Annotated in this window: 18 protein-coding genes; 8 read left to right on the top strand and 10 right to left on the bottom strand. The window is 41.1% G+C overall.

Annotated features, from left to right (window positions below; genetic code table 11):
* Nucleotides 1–56 precede the first annotated feature (56 nt).
* The 4 genes from trpS to NSTC745_RS27140 form a co-directional block, all read right to left on the bottom strand.
* Nucleotides 57–1,067 carry a tryptophan--tRNA ligase gene (gene trpS / locus NSTC745_RS27155; RefSeq protein WP_445633756.1) on the bottom strand — a complete coding sequence of 337 codons (1,011 nt, stop codon included), beginning with the start codon at nucleotides 1,065–1,067 and terminating at the stop codon, nucleotides 57–59.
* Between the two features lie 260 nt (nucleotides 1,068–1,327).
* Entirely contained in the window at nucleotides 1,328–2,176 is an 849-nt protein-coding gene (locus NSTC745_RS27150) for an Rpn family recombination-promoting nuclease/putative transposase (protein WP_445633755.1), read from the bottom strand.
* 80 nt (nucleotides 2,177–2,256) lie between these two features.
* A complete protein-coding gene (locus NSTC745_RS27145; protein WP_445633754.1) occupies nucleotides 2,257–2,559 on the bottom strand; it encodes a hypothetical protein in 303 nt (100 codons plus the stop codon).
* A 20-nt stretch (nucleotides 2,560–2,579) separates the two neighbouring features.
* Complete coding sequence (locus NSTC745_RS27140; protein WP_445633753.1) at nucleotides 2,580–2,915, bottom strand: hypothetical protein; 336 nt, start codon at nucleotides 2,913–2,915, stop codon at nucleotides 2,580–2,582.
* A 179-nt stretch (nucleotides 2,916–3,094) separates the two neighbouring features.
* Here NSTC745_RS27140 and NSTC745_RS27135 point away from each other — a divergent pair, with 179 nt between their 5' ends.
* Together NSTC745_RS27135 and NSTC745_RS27130 are read left to right on the top strand one after the other, a co-directional pair.
* Nucleotides 3,095–4,678, top strand: a complete 1,584-nt coding sequence (locus NSTC745_RS27135; RefSeq protein ID WP_445633752.1) for a B12-binding domain-containing radical SAM protein — start codon at nucleotides 3,095–3,097, stop codon at nucleotides 4,676–4,678.
* A gap of 775 nt (nucleotides 4,679–5,453) precedes the next feature.
* A complete protein-coding gene (locus NSTC745_RS27130) occupies nucleotides 5,454–6,128 on the top strand; it encodes a carbonic anhydrase (protein WP_445633751.1) in 675 nt (224 codons plus the stop codon).
* Nucleotides 6,129–6,320: 192 nt separating this feature from the next.
* Here NSTC745_RS27130 and NSTC745_RS27125 read toward each other — a convergent pair whose 3' ends face one another.
* Both NSTC745_RS27125 and NSTC745_RS27120 read right to left on the bottom strand, forming a co-directional pair.
* On the bottom strand, nucleotides 6,321–7,187 hold the full coding sequence (locus NSTC745_RS27125) for a calcium-binding protein (protein WP_445633750.1): 867 nt from the start codon (nucleotides 7,185–7,187) through the stop codon (nucleotides 6,321–6,323).
* A gap of 122 nt (nucleotides 7,188–7,309) precedes the next feature.
* A complete protein-coding gene (locus NSTC745_RS27120) occupies nucleotides 7,310–8,575 on the bottom strand; it encodes a glycosyltransferase family 4 protein (RefSeq protein WP_445633749.1) in 1,266 nt (421 codons plus the stop codon).
* Between the two features lie 478 nt (nucleotides 8,576–9,053).
* Between NSTC745_RS27120 and NSTC745_RS27115 the strand changes: the two genes are divergently transcribed.
* Both NSTC745_RS27115 and NSTC745_RS27110 read left to right on the top strand, forming a co-directional pair.
* Complete coding sequence (locus NSTC745_RS27115) at nucleotides 9,054–9,785, top strand: DUF429 domain-containing protein (protein ID WP_445638700.1); 732 nt, start codon at nucleotides 9,054–9,056, stop codon at nucleotides 9,783–9,785.
* Nucleotides 9,786–9,898: 113 nt separating this feature from the next.
* Nucleotides 9,899–10,366 (top strand): DUF29 domain-containing protein, encoded by a 468-nt coding sequence (locus tag NSTC745_RS27110; protein ID WP_445638699.1) that lies wholly within the window; start codon nucleotides 9,899–9,901, stop codon nucleotides 10,364–10,366.
* A gap of 67 nt (nucleotides 10,367–10,433) precedes the next feature.
* Here the strand turns inward: NSTC745_RS27110 and glgP are convergent, their stop codons facing one another.
* The 3 genes from glgP to NSTC745_RS27095 form a co-directional block, all read right to left on the bottom strand.
* Nucleotides 10,434–12,998: an alpha-glucan family phosphorylase gene (glgP, locus tag NSTC745_RS27105; RefSeq protein ID WP_445633748.1), complete on the bottom strand. Its 2,565-nt coding sequence runs from the start codon at nucleotides 12,996–12,998 to the stop codon at nucleotides 10,434–10,436.
* Between the two features lie 566 nt (nucleotides 12,999–13,564).
* A complete protein-coding gene (locus NSTC745_RS27100; RefSeq protein WP_096539094.1) occupies nucleotides 13,565–13,888 on the bottom strand; it encodes a hypothetical protein in 324 nt (107 codons plus the stop codon).
* A gap of 341 nt (nucleotides 13,889–14,229) precedes the next feature.
* On the bottom strand, nucleotides 14,230–14,364 hold the full coding sequence (locus NSTC745_RS27095; protein WP_445633747.1) for a hypothetical protein: 135 nt from the start codon (nucleotides 14,362–14,364) through the stop codon (nucleotides 14,230–14,232).
* A 244-nt stretch (nucleotides 14,365–14,608) separates the two neighbouring features.
* On the opposite strand from NSTC745_RS27095, the gene NSTC745_RS27090 reads away from it, so the two are divergent.
* The 4 genes from NSTC745_RS27090 (at nucleotide 14,609) to NSTC745_RS27075 (ending at nucleotide 19,364) form a co-directional block, all read left to right on the top strand.
* Complete coding sequence (locus NSTC745_RS27090) at nucleotides 14,609–14,737, top strand: hypothetical protein (protein WP_256091202.1); 129 nt, start codon at nucleotides 14,609–14,611, stop codon at nucleotides 14,735–14,737.
* A 641-nt stretch (nucleotides 14,738–15,378) separates the two neighbouring features.
* Nucleotides 15,379–16,086, top strand: coding sequence for a DapH/DapD/GlmU-related protein (locus NSTC745_RS27085; protein ID WP_445633746.1), 708 nt, complete (start codon nucleotides 15,379–15,381; stop codon nucleotides 16,084–16,086).
* A gap of 346 nt (nucleotides 16,087–16,432) precedes the next feature.
* Nucleotides 16,433–16,549: a photosystem II reaction center protein I gene (locus NSTC745_RS27080; protein ID WP_190955567.1), complete on the top strand. Its 117-nt coding sequence runs from the start codon at nucleotides 16,433–16,435 to the stop codon at nucleotides 16,547–16,549.
* Between the two features lie 181 nt (nucleotides 16,550–16,730).
* A complete protein-coding gene (locus tag NSTC745_RS27075; RefSeq protein ID WP_445633745.1) occupies nucleotides 16,731–19,364 on the top strand; it encodes a DUF3769 domain-containing protein in 2,634 nt (877 codons plus the stop codon).
* 156 nt (nucleotides 19,365–19,520) lie between these two features.
* On the opposite strand, the gene NSTC745_RS27070 is transcribed toward NSTC745_RS27075, so the two are convergent.
* Nucleotides 19,521–21,020, bottom strand: coding sequence for an ATP-binding protein (locus tag NSTC745_RS27070; protein ID WP_445633744.1), 1,500 nt, complete (start codon nucleotides 21,018–21,020; stop codon nucleotides 19,521–19,523).
* Nucleotides 21,021–21,023 lie beyond the last annotated feature (3 nt).

Below are 21,023 nucleotides of genomic sequence, written 5' to 3'. Positions count from 1 at the left end.
GAATTCAGATTCTTTCTTGTTAAATGGTATAACAAATCACACCCAAAAGGTAAAACTCATAGAGGCAGAGAGTAGCCTAAAGCGATTTTGACTTGTGATAAAGTTTGATTAGCGATCGCTCTAGCTTTTTCGGCTCCATCCCGCAACACCGACTCCAAATAGCTTTTGTCCTCAGTTACCGCCTGATATTTTTCTTGGATTGGTTTGAGAGCTTCAATAATTGTGTCTGCTAACAAAGGCTTGAATTGTCCCCAACCCATATTTTGGCATTCAACAGCTACATCTTCTTTTGTCTTGCCTGAAAGCAATGTATACAGAGTTAATAAATTATTGCACTCTGGACGCTCTGGATCGTCAAAAGTCAGACCGCGAATCGGATCGGTTTTACAGCGCTTAATTTTGTATTGAATTTGCTCTGGTGAATCTAGCAAATTGATGCGGCTTAAATCCGAAGGATCGGACTTAGACATTTTACGCGTACCGTCTGCCAAACTCATCACCCTTGCACCTTGTTTGGGAATTATGGGATCTGGTAACTTCAGAACTGGCTGTTCTGGTTTTCCAAATTGGTGATTTAATCGAGCTGCAATATCCCGTGTCAATTCCAAGTGTTGCTTTTGGTCTTCACCCACTGGCACTTTATCGGCTTGGTAAAGCAAAATATCAGATGCCATTAGCACTGGGTAATCCAACAAACCAGCACTCACATTTTCTCCCTGCTTGACGGCCTTTTCCTTAAACTGGATCATATCTTGCAGCCAGTTTAGGGGTGTAATACAGTTGAGCAACCAGGTGAGTTCGCTGTGGGCTGAAACGTGGGATTGCACAAAAATGGTGGAGTGATTTAAATCGAGACCACAAGCTAGATACAAAGCAACCAGGGTATAAGTATCAGCTGCCAACTGTGTTGGGTCGTGTGGTACTGTAATTGCGTGCAAATCAGCCACGAAGAGGTAATTTTCGTATTCGCTCTGACCTTCTACCCAGTTGCGAATGGCTCCCAAGTAGTTGCCTAGATGGTAATTGCCGGTTGGTTGAACTCCAGAAAGAACACGTTGCTTGCCCATAAATTCTCAACTTAGTTATCTCAAATCTGCGCTAATTTAAGTGGCGGTCTGGTAATAATTCGCTCTCTTCTCTACAAGAGGCTGCATTAACCCAAACGCGCTTACGCAAAACTCATTTAATTTTGACATTTTCCGCGCCAACTCGCCGTCAGGGAATTAGCAATTTACTCATGACAGCAGATTTGCTCTGAATTTCGGTAGATTGCAAAGCTTCTATCTGGAAGCTTGAAAAGACTAAGACTCAGGTTTAGGCTATTGAATCATTGTGCTTCTAACCAAGCGTGCAAATCAGCCATACTGGTAAAATCTAACAGTGCTTCGCCAAGATTTTCTAATTGTTCTAGGTTGAGAGTTGCAATGCGATCGCCCACATCTTGAGGTAATTCTCCCACACGTCGAGTTAGCAGACGATAAATAAGCGATCTTTCTCCTTGTTCCCGTCCTTCTTCTCGTCCTTCTTCCTTGATTTCTCGGTAAACTCTCGTTTCCTTGAGCGTAATTCCTAGCATTTGTTCAACCTCCTTTTGGCTTAATCCTTCAAACTTGTACACCATTATCGTTGTCACTAAGTCAATTATGGCGCGACTGGCAGTTTCAGGCTGTTCCACAGAAGAACGCTCAAGCAAATATCTGGCTTCTTGCGGTGCAAGTTCATCATCTACTGTAGTCAACACCATCAAAGCAACCCATAAAGGTAACTGACGAATATCTCCCAATTCATCTAAATACACACGATGGACTTGGTTTCCATTCAGTTGAGTTCTGTGGGGATAAATATCACTTTGTTCGACGCTGCGTGATGGATAAATTATTACTGCTTGCCAATCGCTAAATCTGGCACGGTTGCGGTAGAAATATAATGAGGATTCTGCAAAGACTCGTTCATACAACTGTTCATCCTTTTGGAATTGCACCTCGCAGAAATATATAACACCTGGGCTTTCACTTTCTGGTGGCAGAAATACCCCATCTATTTCAAATTTTGGTTCTTTGACAGCTACCGAATCAAATCGATAAGCATCTGCATTTTGGGGTGGATTTGTCAATAGTTCAAATAGTAAACTGGGTGATTGTTGGAATAGTTTGTAAAATATTGAATCTCGGCGCATGAAAGATTTTACTGATTTTTATATTTATAGCTAATAGTTTCTAACAAAACTAAGACTTACGCACAAGCAATAGAAAATCGTTAAAATTCAGAGTTGACTACGGCTTCGGTAGAATGGGTACTATCGAGAATCCCTTTAAGAATTTGAGTCAAAGGTTCTAAATCTTCAGGGATGCGATAAAGTGATAAGTCTTGGGTAATTTGTTGTTGAGTTGGATCGTATTGACTGAACTGCCAAATATCGCCAGTGGTGACGGCTCCGGTAAGGGGAGTGAGTAGCGATGCAATACCTTGTCGCTTTGCTAACCATAGATTCAAAGCAATTAATTCCACTGCAAGTTGAACAGCTCCACGCGTAAGGTCGGCGTTTTTGGCTTCAATCACAATTAGATTGTATTGATTGTTCAAATAGTAATCGAGTTCACCTTTAAGGTATTGTCAAGGGGATATTCGATTTGCATTGGGGTTTTAACGGTTTGTGCCAGTTCTAATAAAATCGGAGCTACTAAAGATTCGCGCCGAGCTGCTTCGCTTGTCAAAGTAATGTAAGGCAAATATGCTTCAATCCGCTGTCGCAATGCGCTAGTATCCCAAAACGAATGGGGTAAAGAAAGTGGCGATCGCTTAAAACTACACCCCAAATCTCCTAAAATGTCTATTGGAGAAAAGCGCATCTCAAAGTAGCTACGAAATGTATAAGAAGCGCTCGGATCTAGAACAAGTGGATTGGAGACTAACATAGGACTGCACCCTCATGGATTGGGTTTGAACTATGGAATTTGGGTTAATTCTACCTTGCATAACGAATGTGTCGAATTCCTCTTGTTTACACGATTAGAAAAAATTTAAGTTTTTCTAAGAGAAACTAGCAGTAACCTTGGAATTGTGAGTTAATTTCTCTACTCCGGGGAGTCTGCTGATGAAAGCTTTACTACTCTGGCCCATAATGCCCAATTCTTTCTGGTCTTACCAGGAAACCCTTGATTTGGCAGGATTACGCGCTACAAATCCACCATTGGGTTTAATTACAATAGCGGCAATGCTACCAAGTGATTGGGAAATTAGATTAGTCGATCGCAATGTCCGTCTAGAGACAGATGAAGATTGGAATTGGTGCGAGTTAGTCATCATCTCTGCAATGATTATCCAGAAAAAAGATTTGTGGGAGTTAATTCAAAAAGGGGTGGCGTTAGGTAAAAAAGTGGCAGTTGGTGGCCCTTTTGCGACATCAGTACCAGAATTCGCCTTGAAAGCAGGAGCTAATTATTTAATTTTGGATGAGGGAGAATGTACTGTCCCCTTATTTTTAGAAGCATTAGCAAGGGGAGAAACTTCTGGAATTTTTCGGGCGACAGAAAAACCCGATGTCACTCAAACACCCATACCGCGTTTTGATTTGTTAGATTTAGATGCTTACTTAGCAATTACGCTGCAATTTTCGCGTGGCTGTCCATTTCAGTGTGAATTTTGCGACATTATTACTTTATTTGGTCGCAAGCCGCGCACCAAAACACCAGAACAAATGCTAGCCGAGATGGAAGTCTTATATCAAATGGGCTGGCGGCGATTGGTATTTATAGTTGATGACAATTTTATTGGCAATAAACGTAATGCTAAGCTTTTATTGCGATCGCTAATTCCTTGGATGCAACAGCGCAGCTATCCATTTATGTTACTCACAGAAGCGTCCTTAAATCTGGCGGAGGACGATGAATTGATTGAGTTGATGGTGCAAGCTGGTTTTAGGATGGTATTTATGGGTATTGAAACCCCAGATGTGGAAAGTCTAGCGGTAGCCAATAAAGAACAAAATACCCGCCAATCACTATCAGAATCTTGTTACAAAATTACACGAGCCGGACTACAAATTATGTCTGGTTTTATTATTGGTTTTGATGGCGAAAAAAAAGCAGCAGGACAACGCATTCAATCATTTGTAGAAGAAACGGGTATTCCCCAAGCGCATCTTGGCTTGCTACAAGCATTACCAAATACAGCTATGTGGAATCGTCTCAAACAAGAAGGACGCCTCAAAGAAGGATCGATGGATTTCATGGGTTCTCAAAAAGGGTTGATGAATTTTGTCCCCACTCGCCCATTAGAAGAAGTTATTAGGGAGTATATTGAAACTTTTTGGAATTTGTATGAGCCGATGCTTTATCTCAAGCGCACTTTTCATCACTTTAACTTGATGCAAGGTAAGCGTCCCAAAGGCAAACGTCCTCTGACTTGGCATGAATTAAAATTATTTCCGATAATTGTTTGGCGACAGGGTATTCTTCGTTCAACTCGTTGGCGTTTTTGGTGGCAATTAGTGGCGATCGCTCTCCAGAAACAGCATTTATTGTATGATTATCTTGTGGCATTAAGCTTTGGCGAACACTTCTTCAGTTTCCGTCATGAAGTAAAGCTAGAACTAGAGACACAACTAGAAATTTTGAAGCAACAGCAGCAAGCACAACAAACAGAAAAAGCAAATTATCAACTGTCACCTGTTAGTTAAATTTGGTAAGTAAAAACAACTTTATGGGCATATATCTGTATGCCCATAACCATATCAATACTACTCAGTTAAGAATTTTGAACTCAGAATTTGGTTTTAGTAAAAGGTTAATTTTTTATTTTATAGATAATAATTAACGAAATTATTTTGGATTTTAACATATCAAATTAATAGAAGTTTAGTAGTGGAAACCGTCAAAACATAGAAGTGATTACCAATTCTTTAGAATTACCCAAATTTCTATAAATTTTGGATAAAATGTTTCTGAATATACAGTAATTAAAACTGTTACGGGTAAAGGAAAAAGAGGTAGAGTCATCAATGGTTTAGAAACCAATACACTTACTAATCGATATAGGACTCATATTTAATTTTTGAACAAAACTCCGTACCCTTTAATCTTCTATAACCCTCTTGCCTTTTGCCTTTTGCCTCTTACCTACCCACATACATAAGATCATAAATAAAACCAGACTACTATATGTCATGAGTATTTGTACAGAAGCTCAAGAGCAAGAATTAGTGAAAGCCATTAACCTGTAATTAAAAAATATGGTGATATCTGTATTGTTTCTGATGCCAAATGGATTGCACATTAAATAGACTTTAGTATTTATAATCAAGAAATAAAAGTTAATATGTTTTGAATCAAACAAAACAACATTAGCGATCGCTTCTTGATTTTCGATAATTCAGGAGTCTGGTTACTAACTCCTGAATTCTGCAAATAAATTACGTTAATCGTATATTAAATTTTAATTAGGAGAATTAAATTGTGCCAATTAAGCGCATTATTGCTGGGTTAAATGAATTTCATGACAACTATTTTGTTGCCCACCGCGAGTTATTCGAGCATTTATCACACGGGCAAAATCCAGAACTATTGTTTATAACTTGCTCAGATTCAAGAATAGATCCATTTTTGATTACACAAAGTCAACCAGGAGATTTGTTTGTTATCCGTAATGTTGGTAATCTCATACCGCCCTATGGAAAGTTGAATAGTGCGGAAGCCGCAGGTATAGAATACGCTGTTGAGGCTTTGGGTATTAAAGATATTGTGATCTGCGGACATTCTCATTGTGGGGCGATGAAAGGGCTACTACAAATAGGTAATCTTGCTCAACAAATGCCTTCAGTTTATGAATGGTTGAAAACTCATGCTGAAGCTACCCGCCGTCTGGTAATGGATAACTATCAAGGTTATCCTCATGAGAAACTGTTAAAAATCACTATCGAGCAAAATGTCCTCACACAGATAGAAAACTTAGAAACTTACCCTGTAATTCGTTCTAAACTTCATAGCAATCAACTTACACTTCATGCTTGGATTTATGAAATTGAAACTGGAGAAGTGTTAGCCTACGATGCACAAGATGGAAAATTTAGAGTTATCAAAAACCGTCTCTTTCCTGTGCCTAATCCTCTAATTGGACTTCAGTCAACTTAAAAAATAATGTTATTTATATTAAAAATCCAATTTGATTAACGAACATATTTGTATAGAAAGGGAATAGAAAAGCAGGAAGTTTGAGGTGTATCTAGCTTTACACAAATCAAATATGAGTCCTACAGACTTAGGAACAGTAAAAAAAGATTTTTAATTAAATATTATCTATTGCATTTTTATTTCAAATTAGTATTATCTCTGTGCTATACCAACCTGTCCTCCTATTAAACCCAAAAATCCCGTTCCAAAGTGCTGAATTTCTAAAAAACTAGCTTGTTCTGGTGAAGTTTTATAAACTCGGAATGTTTTCATAATTCCCAAAGTAGCAGCACTTTCCAGAGGCCCAACAAAGCTTGTATCTTTGTCAAGAAAATAAGGTTGATTAGCCCATTGAGCCATCTGATTTGCATTTAAAAAATAACAGCCTGAATGAGGATTAAGGGCACGTAAAAAGGTAATTTGTGTATTCATAATTGTACCTTTGAGTTGCTGTTGTTCCTGCACATTTTGAAACGGAGCAGTTACCCGTAAAGCTAAATCTCCATCAATGTAAGCTTTGTGAACTAAACCATGAGGGGAAATTTCATAACGATTTGGCTGGAGTAAGTTTGAGTCACCTGCTTGTTGGGTAAACCAGTTTAATTTGACAAAAAACCAAGGATCGTGAACGATTAAATCATCTTCCAGAAAACAATAGTAATCGTATTTACCAAGACAACTTTGCAGAACAGCTTGGCACTCAAACCCTAAAAGCATAGGCTCTACATTGCTAGAATGATGCTTATATAAATGGGATGGTACAGGAAGCTGATTTAAAAGATGATTATCTTGCGTTGTACAAATGACAATATCTAATTCGTGAGATTGGGGTTGATTAGCAGGCAAAGCTAATCGCTGAGCAATGTTAATAATACTTTGAGATTTCCCAAATAATTGGTGCAAGCCAGTAAGGCTTAGGCTTAAGGCTTGCAAACGAGGTTTGGGATCTTTGCGTTGGGAAGCGTGACGACCCTCACCGCTAGGTTTAAAAAAATGGGCAATAGTAAGAAGAATTCGCATTTTTAATGTTATTAGTCATTAGTCACTTGTACTGAGCGGAGCCGAAGTATTAGTCATTAGTCATAGGTCATTGGTCATTTATGAATACTTAATGCCAATGCCCTATATCCTATTCCTAATATTTAATTTCCACCAAATCCTTTAGAAGCTTTAGGACTTTGGCGCTTTTTACTCTCAGCATTTTTAGTACTTAACATCCATTCCAAATGCTCTGGTAAGAGTTTCGCCACATCATAATGTTTGAGAATTGTCGCTCGTGCGTTGACACGAATTGCTTTCATTTCTTGAGGATTATCCAGCGCTTCTTCAACTCGATCCGCAATATTTTTGGGAGAAAAGAAATCTACGAGCAGTCCATTAACACCATCTTGTATGACCTCTAAGACTGGTGCAGTTTTGGAAGCTACTAACACACATCCCACTGACATTGACTCTAACATCGACCAAGACAACACAAAAGGACGGGTTAAATAAATATGAGCAGAAGACGCTTGTAATACCTGAAGATATTCATTGTAAGGTAGGCTATCTGTAAAGTGCAGCCTTGATAAATCTAAAGAGAATTTTTCGAGCATTAATTGTTTATAAGTCTTGCCATCGGGGAGATTTTTACCATAAGCAACTCTATCTTCTCCTACAACTACTACATGGCATTTGGGTCGCCGTTGTTGAAGTAGGGCTACAGCTTCCATAAACTGGGGAAAACCTCTGTAAGGTTCCATTCCTCGCCCTACATAAGTTACTAACTCTTCCACATGGGAAAGGTCGAGATTTATTCTTGGTAAAACTAACTTTGCGTCTGGTATGGGAGCAAAAAATTTGGTGTCAATCCCATCATGACAGACAGTGATTTTATTATGAAATTCTTTAGGAAATTGTTGCCGCTGCCAATGAGTAGGAGAAAGCCCGCGATCGCAGCTGTATAAATCAGTCAAAATCGGCGCATTTTTCACGCGAATTCGGCATACATCATCAGCGTTTAATGGTTCGTTGGGATCGAAATCTGCATCGGAACCATGAGCATGATAAAACCACTCGAAATAACACAACAATTCTGCTTTGGGAAACACATCTTTCATAAACAAAGTCGGCCCCCAACCAGAATGACCATAAACTATATCTGGAACAAAACCTTCAGCTTTTAATTTTTCTGCTATGCGATAAACAGCTTGACCAGTAAGCACAGCATTTTCCAAGTTGCGGACATAGTGGTGCGTTTGGGGAGCAGCTTCACGAGAAGGAGCGTAAATAGCTTTATGAACGCCGAATATTTCTCCTTCACGACGATTTGTGCCATAGACAACTCTGAAGTTCTTATCCCTGCCTAAAAACATGGCAAGGTTGCGAAATTGCGCGGGGAAGTTGGGATGTAAAAATAAAATCTGCATTGCAATAATTTTAATTAGCTTATTGTGAGGTAAAATAAAACAGGAGTCAGGAGTTAGAATTCAGAATTTTTAAGTAGTTTAGAATAATTAGCACGTAACCAAGCTATTTTATTTGTAAAAATTTAAAATTATATATTACCGGATTTTGAAATAAGTCTGGAATATTTTCTTTCAAGAATAATTAATTATGGCGTTATTGATTCATCATTTCTCTAAATCGTTCAATTATTTTGGCTCCGGAATTATGACAATGTTTTTAAGATTATAAGATTATTTGCGAGGAATTTTTTGCAATTCAATATTAGTTAACTAAGTTATTCTTGAATATTCATACTAATTTACGATCGCCAGTCAGATCTTCCATTCTGCGGAAAGCTAAAGCTGCATCTCCCTCATTCCCTATTGAATGCAACTGGGGGCTGCTTTGGTGAGGCGTTGCCGAGAAATGCGAAAATGATTGAAAATTCGTGTAGCGATCGTGAAATTTATTGGCATTGATTTAGGCTGGAAATCCCAACCAAGCGGACTATGCTGCTTAGAATGGATAGATGGACAACTGCAACTACTGGATTTAGACCGCAAAGAAGCCATTGCAGACATCCTGACATGGATTGATGACAGGGTACAACCAGACGAACCAGCCATCATTGGCGTAGATGCACCTACCCTCATACCCAACGACACTGGGAGTCGCCTCCCCGACAAACTCACCCACAAATACTTTGGTAAATATCACGCTGGATGTTACCCAGCTAACAAAAACCTACCCTTTGCCGATCGCACTATCAACTTTGGCTTAGAATTAGAATCTCGCGGCTACGTCCACGCACCCACCATCGAACCGCAAAAACTTGGGCGATATCAAATAGAAGTCTTTCCCCACCCAGCAATTGTTCATCTTTTCAACTTAGAACGCATCCTCAAATACAAAAAAGGACGCCTGGGCGAACGCCGCCTAGAATTAATTAAACTGCAAAATTATCTTCTCAATATTCTCCCCTCTCTTTCTCCTCCTGTGCGTCTTTGCGATTCGTTTTTTTTAGAAATTCCCATCACAGGCGCAGCCCTCAAAGCAATTGAAGATAAACTAGATGCTCTAGTTTGTGCTTATGTTGCTGCATACTGGTGGTATTGGGGAGAACAACGTAATTTAGTACTTGGCGATCGCACTACTGGCTACATTGTTATTCCTCAAAGAATTTTAACTTAAAATGGCGTTGTCGAAAATGGGATTTTATCTCACGTAGGTGGAGAGGAGGCGTGTTAGATTATGAGCTATATATTGCTGCAAACCCAATCTCCAGTCTTTTTTACCGAGGTTTTATGCAAGAAGTTAGTTCTAATTTGAGTTTAAAAGAGCTTTATGAAATTGATGGACATCTCTGGTTAGAAGAAACAATTAAATTATTGAGAGCTAATCATTTTGAAGAATTAGATTTAGAAAATTTAATTGAGGAATTAGAAAATTTGGGTCGAAGAGACAAAGCCAGGGTTGCTAGTTTACTAGAACAAGTTATTAGACATCTTTTATTGCTGCAATGTTGGACAGAAGAATCTCAATATAATTATGGACACTGGAGAGCAGAAATTAGAAGTTTTAGGACTCAGTTAAAACGTAACTTGACTACGAATTTATATCAATTTTTAGAAAAAGAATTACCATCAATTTATGATGATGCTTTAGGGTATGTTATTGAGAAAACTGAAGGCAAATTAGATAACTTACCTCAATCTTGCACTTATACCTTAGAACAACTATTAGATATTAATTATTTACCTGAAATTATGTAGAAAAAAGCGTTGCTAAATTGAAATCAGCAACGCCTAATCTTGAGTATTCAAAAATTATTCAATCGTCTTATTCTGCCCAAGCAATCAACCTTGGCTCATAGGCATTAGCCAAATGTTGATTTTTCGGCAATACGCGCAAAGACAAGCCTTGCAAACCAGAGGTGGTGTAGGTAATATTACCGGTGTAAGTAGTCAATCCTTGCGAATCTTCGCCTTGGTAATCCATCACCACTGTCACAGCGTTGACAATATCACCATTGGCATCGATCGCACCTTGATATAACTCTACCTGCACGTCATCATTGTCCAAAGTTGCCAAGTCAACCTTAGCTTTGACAGCCACAGTTTGGTTAACTTCAATATCCGCAGGTGTGGATACATCAATATCTTTGATTTTGATGTTGAACCAGTGGTCGCTGAGTTTTGCTTTCCAAGCGGCTAGTTCTTTGGCTGGGGCGTATTTATCCACCGTCAGGGTATGATAGCGATCGCTAGCTGGAAAATAAGCTCTTTGTGCGTATTCTCCCACCATCCGCGCTGTATTAAAGAATGGACAATTCAAGCGAATTGCATCCTTCATTTTGGCAACCCACGGCCGCGGTAAGCCATCACTATCCCGATGTTCGTAAAATAGCGGTACGACTTCCTTCTCTAATAAATCGTAGAGGGCGTTTGCTTCTACTTCATCTTGGTAGGCGGGATCGTCGTAATTTTCTCCATGTCCAATTGCCCAACCTGTGCGGACGTAATCAGCTTCATCCCACCAACCATCTAGTACGCTTAAATTAGGCAATCCATTCATTGAGGCTTTCATGCCACTGGTACCAGACGCTTCCCGCGGACGACGCGGTGTGTTTAACCAGATATCACAACCTGCTACCATCAACCGCGAAATGTGAATGTCGTAATTAGGAACAAACACTACTTGCTTTTCTAAATGCTGTTCGCGGATAAAGTGATTGATGTCGCGGATGAGTTCTTTTCCGGGAATATCTTTGGGATGCGCTTTACCGGCAATTACAAATTGCACCTTTCGGTCTTTGTTGGCTAACAAAATCCGCTTGATGCGTTCTACATCGCGCATCCACAAAGTAGCGCGTTTGTAGGTGGCAAAGCGACGAGCAAAGCCAATGGTGAAAGCGTAGGGATCTAAAACTTCTTGGGCTTGGACAATTTCTGAGGGTGAAGCGCCGCGATCGCGTAAATGCTTAACCAAATGCTCCCGCACAAACAATATCATGTCTAGGCGGCAGCGTTCGTGATTGCGCCACAATTCTTCATCGGGTATGGCGTCCATCCTATCCCACAGCGGGCTATCCACTGGTGCTGATGACCAAGAAGGCCCCAGGTAGCGATCGTATAACTCTTGAGTTGATTTGGCAACACAACTCCGAGCATGGACACCGTTGGTAATGGCGGCGATGGGCACTTCTTCCACTGGCACTTTCTTCCACAAGCCTTGGAACATTTGCCGGGACACTACGCCGTGCAGTTGTGCCACGCCGTTGGAAAATGTTGCCATTTTCAACGCCAATACTGCCATACTGAAAGGCGCAGATAAATCGCCAGTATTTTCCCGCCCCAGTCCTAAGAATTGTTCTTTGGGCAAGCCAAAGATTTCTGCATAGTACCCCAGGTAGTACAAAACTTTGTCGGGAGAAAATAAGTCAATGCCTGCTGGTACTGGCGTGTGAGTAGTAAAGATATTACTGGAAGCCACCACCTGTTTAGCTTCGGCATAACTCAATCCTTCTTCCTGAATCAGCAAGCGGATGCGTTCTAGGGCGGAGAAGGCGGCGTGACCTTCGTTCATGTGGTAGGCGGTAACCTTCAGCCCCAAGGCTTTGAGCATTTGCACGCCACCGATCCCCAGCATGATTTCCTGGTGGATACGCATGTCGATGTCGCCACCATAGAGTTGGTCTGTGATGTCGTGGTCGTAGGGATTATTGGGTTCAATGTTGGTGTCTAGCAAATATAAAGGCACCATTCCCACTTGTACGCGCCAAACTCTGGCGTAGACCTTGCGCCCTGGATAGTCTACTGCAATTCGCAGTTCTGAACCATCAGGATTGCGCTCTAGGTGCAAGGGCATATTGTAAAAATCGTTGATGGGGTAGCGTTCTTGCTGCCAACCATCAGCATTGAGATACTGGGCAAAGTAGCCTTGCTGGTAAAGCAAACCTACACCTACAAGGGGTAGACCCAAGTCACTGGCAGATTTGAGGTGATCCCCCGCCAGAACGCCCAAGCCTCCAGAATACACGGGCAAGCAATCAACAAGTCCAAATTCCGCCGAAAAATAGGCGTAGCATTCTTTTGGTTTATTTTCCCGTTGTTTCTGATACCAGGTGCGCTCTTGCAAATAATCTTCTAACTGACGGTTAGCTCGATCCATTTGCGCGAGGAAGCCTTCATCTTCGACAACTTCCAAAAGCCGCGCTTGAGAAATAGTACCCAGCATCAACACCGGGTTATGACGGCTCGACTCCCACAGGTCAGAATCTAAGCGACGAAATAAATCTTTAGTCTCAACGTTCCAATCCCAGTGCAAGTTATATGCCAGCCGCCGCAGCGGTTCGAGTCGCGGCGGTAGTGAGGGGGAGACATTGAATGTGCGAATTGGCTGCATAGGTTGGCAAAACTCCAAGTTTAGCTATGGTTATTGTTTACTTTCTTTACCAATGTTGCCAATTCTCTATAGCCTAGTTTGTGAAAAAGCCATGACTTTGTTAAGCATTGAGAATTTTTCTTAACCTCGTTGCTAGAGTTTACACCAAGGTATTTTTTATTCTATGCGTTACTTTTAGCCATGTACTTGGTATATGAAAATTTAACCATTTACTGGTATGTATCATTTAATAGAATTTAGTTTTGAACGAATTATTTATATTTATTTTATTATTCGTTTTGGGGATCGATTATTTTTGCCTGACAAGGAAGAAAATATTATCACCTCGATTGTAACTATAAGAAAAAATTAACTATTTTTTAATAAAATTATCCCGATCTAGAATCATGATAATGAATTAGGTTGGGTTAACCTAAATTTATGCGATCGCCCGACATTGTTTCACCTACCCAGAAGTTGTTGCTAACCAAAACTCTCGCAAGGAGTTAGGCAGAAAAAGCGATTGCAGACTACTTAGTATCAAAGATTTATGGTACAAAAGTCAAACAATTCAATAACTGTCATTCTTATGCACCTAGCGAAGGCTGATCCTTAGTATTTTTTGACATTGTGAGAGCTATGGCTGCTGCATAGGCAATCTCCGCTGCCACTTGATAAGCATGTTTAATACTCGATGAAGCGTCCTTGGTTTTAGGAGCAGGGGAAACTTTTTTGCGCCGTGATTCTTGCTTTACATCGCCTGCAACAATCGATCGCTGCAATAATATCCAAGCATCTAGATCTTCGGAATCATAATCACTTTGAATTAGCGATCGGATTTCGTCTTCAGCTACAATACTCAAATAACCGGTAGCTAGAGCTTCTTCTACAAGTTCTTTAATTAAAGCCATAATAATATAGACCAAGTGTGTGAGTTAAAACCGATACCTCAATTTCTCCAATTGCATTTTGCCTTGTCAACTTTTCCCTGAAACTCGCATACGTTTTAGCTTCCATAAAATTTATAACAACCAAACCCAAGCACGCATCACCCGCTCGGCTCACCCATTTGGGTGATTTACAAATTTTGAGATATAAGTAACAGGGAAGAAGCTAATTTTTAGCTTTTTATTTTTGCCAAAAAGAGGGTGTGATTTAGTATAGTAGATATCATTTTAAATTTAACAAAAGCTAAAATTTTTTTTAGAATTAAGTGGCGGTATAAATATCATTAGTCATTAGTCATTAGTCATTAGTCATTGGTCGCTTGTACTGAGCGAAATCGTTGGCGCAGGCTTGAGCGTACCTCTGCGGGGAAGCAAGGCTGGGCGTAGCGTCTCGTAGAGAAGTCGTTGGCGCAGCCTCTCGCTCCAGAAGTATTAGTCATTATTTACCCTCTGCCCCTCTATCTCTGTTACCTGTGCCCCGTGTCCCCACTTGTTATTTAGCTCGTAAAAAAGTTAGCTGATTTTCAGAATTTTTATCAGTAAATAGTCTGAAAAATCGCTGATTTCAGAAAGATTGCGCCACTAAAAATAAAATGTGTTATCGTTAAAAACAATTGTAATTAAAAGCCATTCATCTAATTGATAAAGATGAATTGCTTAGTCTGTAAATCATCCGTGTGCAACATGATTGGAGCAGCATACTCTAGAAATTCGTTGCAAGAAAGCCGTCATAGCAGTCGGGGAAGCGCTTACTTGTTTGCACCGATGGTTAACTTCAATGTGATGGCCGATGTGGGAGATAATCCACCTTAAATTGGATTTTATTTGGGCAGAATTACCCATGAAAATCCAACAATAATTACATATTCTGCTAGGCGTAAATTATCTTTGAGCTTTGAAATAGTCTAGTTAAATGTATTTTTGTTGCCAATTAGCTTGTAGGACTGAGTTGTTTTAACACACGAAAACAGCCTGAGAATAAATAACTTCAGGTAAACAACTCTATGCGGATTTGTGTAACAAGCTTTTAAAATTTTTTGCCCAATAACCAAAGTATCCTATCTCAACCAGAAAATATTCCCATCAGACAATTTAATAGTCTGAACTTTGACTCTGCAATGCGTCGATGTTGTTTTGTTAATTCGGTTTCTGGAAAAATCAGCAAAACTTTAGCGCGAGCTTACTGGTGCAAAGGTTTCTAGCGATGGAAGCAATTGTGCATATCAGCTGAATAATCATACCGCATTAAAGTTAAAAAAATGCTTGCATTCAAGCCAGACTTTGGTTGTTCCAAATTTGGAAACCCATATAAAAATTCTGGGGAAGGCAGTAATACCGTTAATTTAAATTAGGTATTACGACATACTAATACCAATAGTATGGGTACGAGATTAGGATACAGCCCAAAAAAGCTTCAAAACCTCAACAAGAATTGATTGAAGAGATTTGTAACCATGCGTAAAGACCAATATTTCTCAAAATTTCAACGCGCCCAAGAACTTTTAGTAACTACAGTGTTAGGAGATCTTCCAACACTCATTCTCGGCCCAAAGTTGCGAAATTTAGTATATCGTACTATTTTTGCCAAAATAGGCAGCCCCGTTTATATCCAAAATGGTGTCGAATTTAAGAGTACTTCTTGTATTGAAATTGGCAGTGGAGTATATATTTTTAAAGGTGTGCGGTTGGACGCTAGCGGACACAAAAATAATAGAATTCATCTAGGAAATAGAGTCGCTATTGAACGTTACGTTGATATTGGGTGCTTGGAAAATACGTATATACATATTGATGAAGACACCTTCATTGGCCCCAACGTGTGTATTGAAGGGCCAGGAGACATTAAAATTGGCAAACACTGTATGATTGCTGGCCACTCAGGGATATATGCTAATAATCATAACTTTGCCGATCCAATGCAACCGATGAAATCCCAAGGCGTGACTCGCAACGGAATTGCGATCGAGGATGACTGTTGGCTAGGGCATGGAGTAACAGTATTAGATGGCGTTACCATCGGTCAAGGCAGTGTAATTGGTGCGGGAGCAGTTGTCAATAAAGATATTCCTCCTTTCTCGGTTGCTGTAGGCGTACCCGCACGAGTAATCAAAAATCGGATTGGCCAGGAACTAGCAAAAGTTCAGGGAAAATCAGGGTGTTGACTGATGACTGAGAACTGGATATGGTAAGTGTTTTCTCTAGACTCTACTTTTTGGGAAACTTATGTTGTTAGTAAACGTCTCAAGAATAGCCAGTCTCTGAGTTATTTTTTAGGGACATCTAGCAAGTCAGACACGCACCATTTTCAATAAACTTGGGTATTGGGAGTGCTGGGTTAGGAGTTAGTGTTATTTTCTTAGTCCTTCATCTTCCCAATCCCTAGTCCCCAATCCCAAGAATCTCGTCTCAAAAAGGGACGAGATGTGGGTAATATAAAGTAGCTACTTTTTCTGCATGGCAGATACTGAAAGAAAAGCTCTCTTTGTTATACCCGTTGGAGATGTTTGTATGGTGACTTTAAAAATCGTTGTTTATATTGTTGTTGCCTTCTTTGTAGCTATCTTCGTGTTCGGATTTTTGTCGAACGACCCAGCTCGTAACCCCGGCCGTCGGGACTTGGAGTAAAAGAGCGATAAATTATCCACAACTTTGGAAGGCGGAAAATACTCAACGCCACGGAAACTTACTAGGTTAAAGTTAGTAAGTTTCCTGCTCCAAGTAGCAGAAGGCGACAGTCGAAAGGCAAAATGTATATTCATGCTTTTGTTCGCCATTTGGCTGTTTGTTAGCTCGGTTTTGCTCAAATATGCTTCATCCAGTTCTGCCGCCCGATCCGCCTCCTATTCTCGAACCTTTACAAATTGCCAATCCTGTCTCATCTGTTAGCAATACCAAATCTGCTTCAGGTGTCAAGACTGGGATACGCTTCAAGATAGACAAATCCAAGCATGACAAGAATTTAGCTCATTTGCCGATCGCAGGTGACACGAAAAGTTATCCGCGATCGCCAACTTCGTTCTACTCAACTGCTAATAAACTGCTAGTTGCCGAAACTCCATCTCCACCCAATCCACCACAAACTTTTCCACCAGAGTTTTCTTCTGGTAACGCCTCCCAAAGTGCGGCACTTCTGGGGCAATCTCTAGAAGTTGGTTATCCCACGCAGCAAGTTCAAATTTTTAATCTTGCTGAAAATGAAGATGCAAAGGCAGACAGACGCGGGGACGGGGAGAGCCAGGGACACAAACAGGGTAAGCCTGAAGCATCTGGAGAACTTCAACAGCGATCGCCAAATCCCGACTCCAGCAATCAAGAAAAACAATTTTCATTAGACTCTTCCCTTTTGGCGTCTCCCACTTCCGGCGTCCCCGCGTCTTTGCATCCTCCCCTCCCCGCCTCCCCCCCTCCTGTTTCTGCATCAAATTCTCAATCAGTACAAAATTTAATTCAATTCAAGTCTCGCAACCCAACAAACAAACTTTCTGCACCCTTCACTGTAGAATTTTATTCCCAATCGCCAACACCAACGCCCGCGCCACAAGTAGACACTACAAATCAGCCACAAGCGCCAGCTACTACGCCGCCAGCCGCACCGAGAATTGTGGAAGTGACTTCAGATCGGCAGGAGTATGACGAACAACGGCGGATTATTACGGCTGTTGGTAATGTGGTTGTTCGATTTGATGGAGCGGTAGTAGATGCCGATCGCCTACAAGTCAATTTGGATAACTTGATTGCAGCCGGAGAAGGTAATGTAATTCTCACACGAGGCGATCAAATACTGCGGGGACAACGTTTTACCTATAATTTTGTTCAAGATAGCGGGGAAATGCTAAATGGTAGTGGGGAAATTTACGTACCCTCAGCCAGTACAGATTTTGCTTTCTCATCCACAAACATAACTGCTGGTGGAGTACCACAACGTTTGCCGAGCGATAGCATTAGAGCTAATCAGCCGCTTTCAGGTGTCAGCAGTCCTGGAGGAATCGATATTACAGTTGGTGGCGGTCAGACAGAAGCTAGCAATCTCCCGCCCCCGAAAGCTGGAGGTGCAGTCAAACGCCTGAGGTTTGAAGCCCAACAGATTGATTTTTACCCTCAAGGCTGGCAAGCAAGCGATGTCCGCATCACCAATGACCCTTTTTCCCCCCCAGAATTAGAGTTACGTGCGGATAAAGTCACTTCCACGCGGGAATCACCCTTGGTAGACCGCATCCAGACACGCGGACAGCGTTTGGTATTAGATCAAACGATTTCCTTACCAATTCCCGTAAGTGAACGGACGATTGACCGTCGAGAGCGCGATGTTACACCCTTTATTGTTTCTCCCGGCTACGACAAAGAAGACCGGGGTGGTTTCTATGTTGAGCGTGGCTTTCAAGTCATCGATACAGACCAGACGCGCTGGACAATTACGCCTCAGTTATTTGTACAAAGGGCTATAGAAGGAACAGGTAATTTAAGCGGAATATTTGGCGTCAGAACCAGGATAAATTCTGTTTTGAGTCCACGAACTGTAATTCAAGGTACTGGAGAGTTAACCAGTTTTGACTTCGACAACCTAGAAGACAGCTTCCGGGCGAATTTGGCATTGCGCCAAACTTTAGGCGATCGCCTTCCTCATCTGTTGAATTTGCAATATAATTACCGCGAGCGTCTCTACAATGGCACCCTTGGTTTTCAAGACGTTCAGAGTAGTTTTGGCGGTCTGGTTACCTCTCCTGTGATTCCTCTAGGCAAAAGTGGCGTCAATCTTAGCTATCAAGCAAGTGCCCAGTATATCGATGCCAACACCGACCGCTTAGACTTACTAGACCCGGTGCGGGAAAACAATCGCATCTCACTAGGTCGCCTCCAAGCTAGTGCTGACCTCAGTACTGGGTTCCGACTGTGGCAGGGAAAACCATTACCACCGACATCCAGTGAGGGATTACGATACACAGCTACCCCTGTAGTTCCTTACTTGCTAGCGATCGCTGGCGTCACGGGCACCACCAGTTATTACAGCAATGGAGATAACCAAAGCACCGTAACTGGTAGAGTTGGCTTACTAGGGCAAATTGGTAATTTTTCTCGACCCCTTTTCGACTACACTGCCTTTAATATTATTTATTCTCAAGGTTTAAATAACGGATTATCGCCTTTTTTATTCGATCGCTTCGTTGATAACAAAGTATTGAGTGCTGGGATTACACAGCAAATTTATGGGCCTCTGCGCTTAGGCTTTCAAACATCAATTAACTTAGATACAGGTAAAGAAACTAGCACCGACTACATTGTGGAATATAGCCGCCGCACCTATGGCATTACCTTGCGTTACAATCCGGTACTGGAGCTAGGTGCTGTAAGCATCCGAATTAGTGATTTTAACTGGAATGGTGGCACCGATCCATTTTCTGAAATTAAGCCAGTAGTCGGCGGCGTGCAACAAAATTATTGATCTTGGGCAAACAGGGTATGGGGCAAGCAGGAGGTGTGGGAGGTGTGGGAGGATGGCGAAGAAATCTTTCCCCCCTCTCTCCCCACACTCCCCACACTCCCCACACTTCCCCATCTCCCCTCTCTCCCCACCTCCCCACCTCCCCATCCCCTATTCCTACGATTGGGGATTCAAAGGCAAAATTACTGTAAATGTAGTACCGACATCAACTTGACTTGTATACCTAATTTGACCTTTGTGAGCATCAACGCATCTTTTAACGATAACTAACCCCAATCCAGTGCCTTGAATTGATTGGGCATTTGAGGCTCGGTAGAATGATTCAAAAAGTCGGGCTTGGTCTGCTTCAGGAATACCAATGCCTCGATCTTGAATATAAAAAATTGCTACTTTATCCGTAGGATCGCATATTAAATCGAAATGAATATTGTCACCTCTGGGAGAATATTTGACTGCGTTTGATAGTAGATTTACAAATATGTAATGTAAAAGCCGTTCATCCATCACAGCGTTGGTATTCTCACTGTGACAAGTAAAAATAATTTGACTTACACTATTTATAACAGTAGAAAAATCTTCAATTAATTCTCTACAGAATTGTTCTAAGTTCATTGGAGCGGGATTGCATATGAGTTTTCCTGCCTCCGCATGACCCATAAATAGCACCTCTTCCATGAGTTGATTCATGGATTGCACAGCTCCTTGAATGCGGTTTAAATAGGTGCGTCTTTTAACATCTGTCAAATGCGAACCTTGAAGTTCTATGAGTTCTACTGCCGTTTGAATAACTGTTAAGGGATTACGGAATTCATGAGATACAGTCGAGATAAATAAAGACTTAAGACGGTTGAGTTCTTGCTCCTTTTGTAATGCTTGTTCTAGCAATTGTGCTTGACGCCGTTCGCTAAGATCCCAAAAAACAACTACTACACCATTTATCTGGTCGGGATGCCGCCTTAGTGGTGAAGCACTATCGCCAATGGGAACTCTTTTCCCATCCCTAGTAATTAGAGATGTGAATTCTCCCAAATAAACAACCTGTTGTTCTCGCAGTACTCTTGTGACTGGGTTTTCTATAGTAGTTTCTGTGACTTCATCGACAATATGAAAAATATTTGACACTTCATTGCCTAAAGCATCTTCTTGCTGCCATCCAGTTATCGCCTCAGCTGCGGGATTCATGAATGTCACCATTCCTTGCTCGTTGGTAGCAATTACAGCATCACTCATGGAGTTTAAAAGAGTTGCTAACCGATCTCGATTCTCGCGCAATTCGCGTTCTAACTGGTGTTTTAATAAACCGATTTCAATAGCTATTCTTAAATCTTTTGTCGTAAATGGTTTAACAATGTATCCAAAAGGTTGAGTAACTTTTGCTCTCTCTAGAGTATTTTCGTCGCCATATGCAGTGAGAAAAATCACGGGAACATCTAGCTGTTCGCGAATCCGAGAGGCAGTCGCAATACCGTCCATTTCTCCTTTGAGGATAATATCCATTAATACTAGTTCTGGTTGAGTTTCCCACGCCTTAGCAATGGCAACTTTTCCGGAGGAAGCTGTACCTGTGACGGTGTATCCTAGTTGGCTAAGTTGGCTAGCAATAGTTCTAGCCACTATCACTTCATCTTCAACGACTAAAATCCTAGCTTGAGGCATTTG

This window comes from Nostoc sp. DSM 114161 (genome assembly GCF_052692665.1).
The sequence above is the reverse complement of the archived record's forward strand: the minus strand, read 5'-3'. Positions and strand labels throughout refer to the sequence as shown.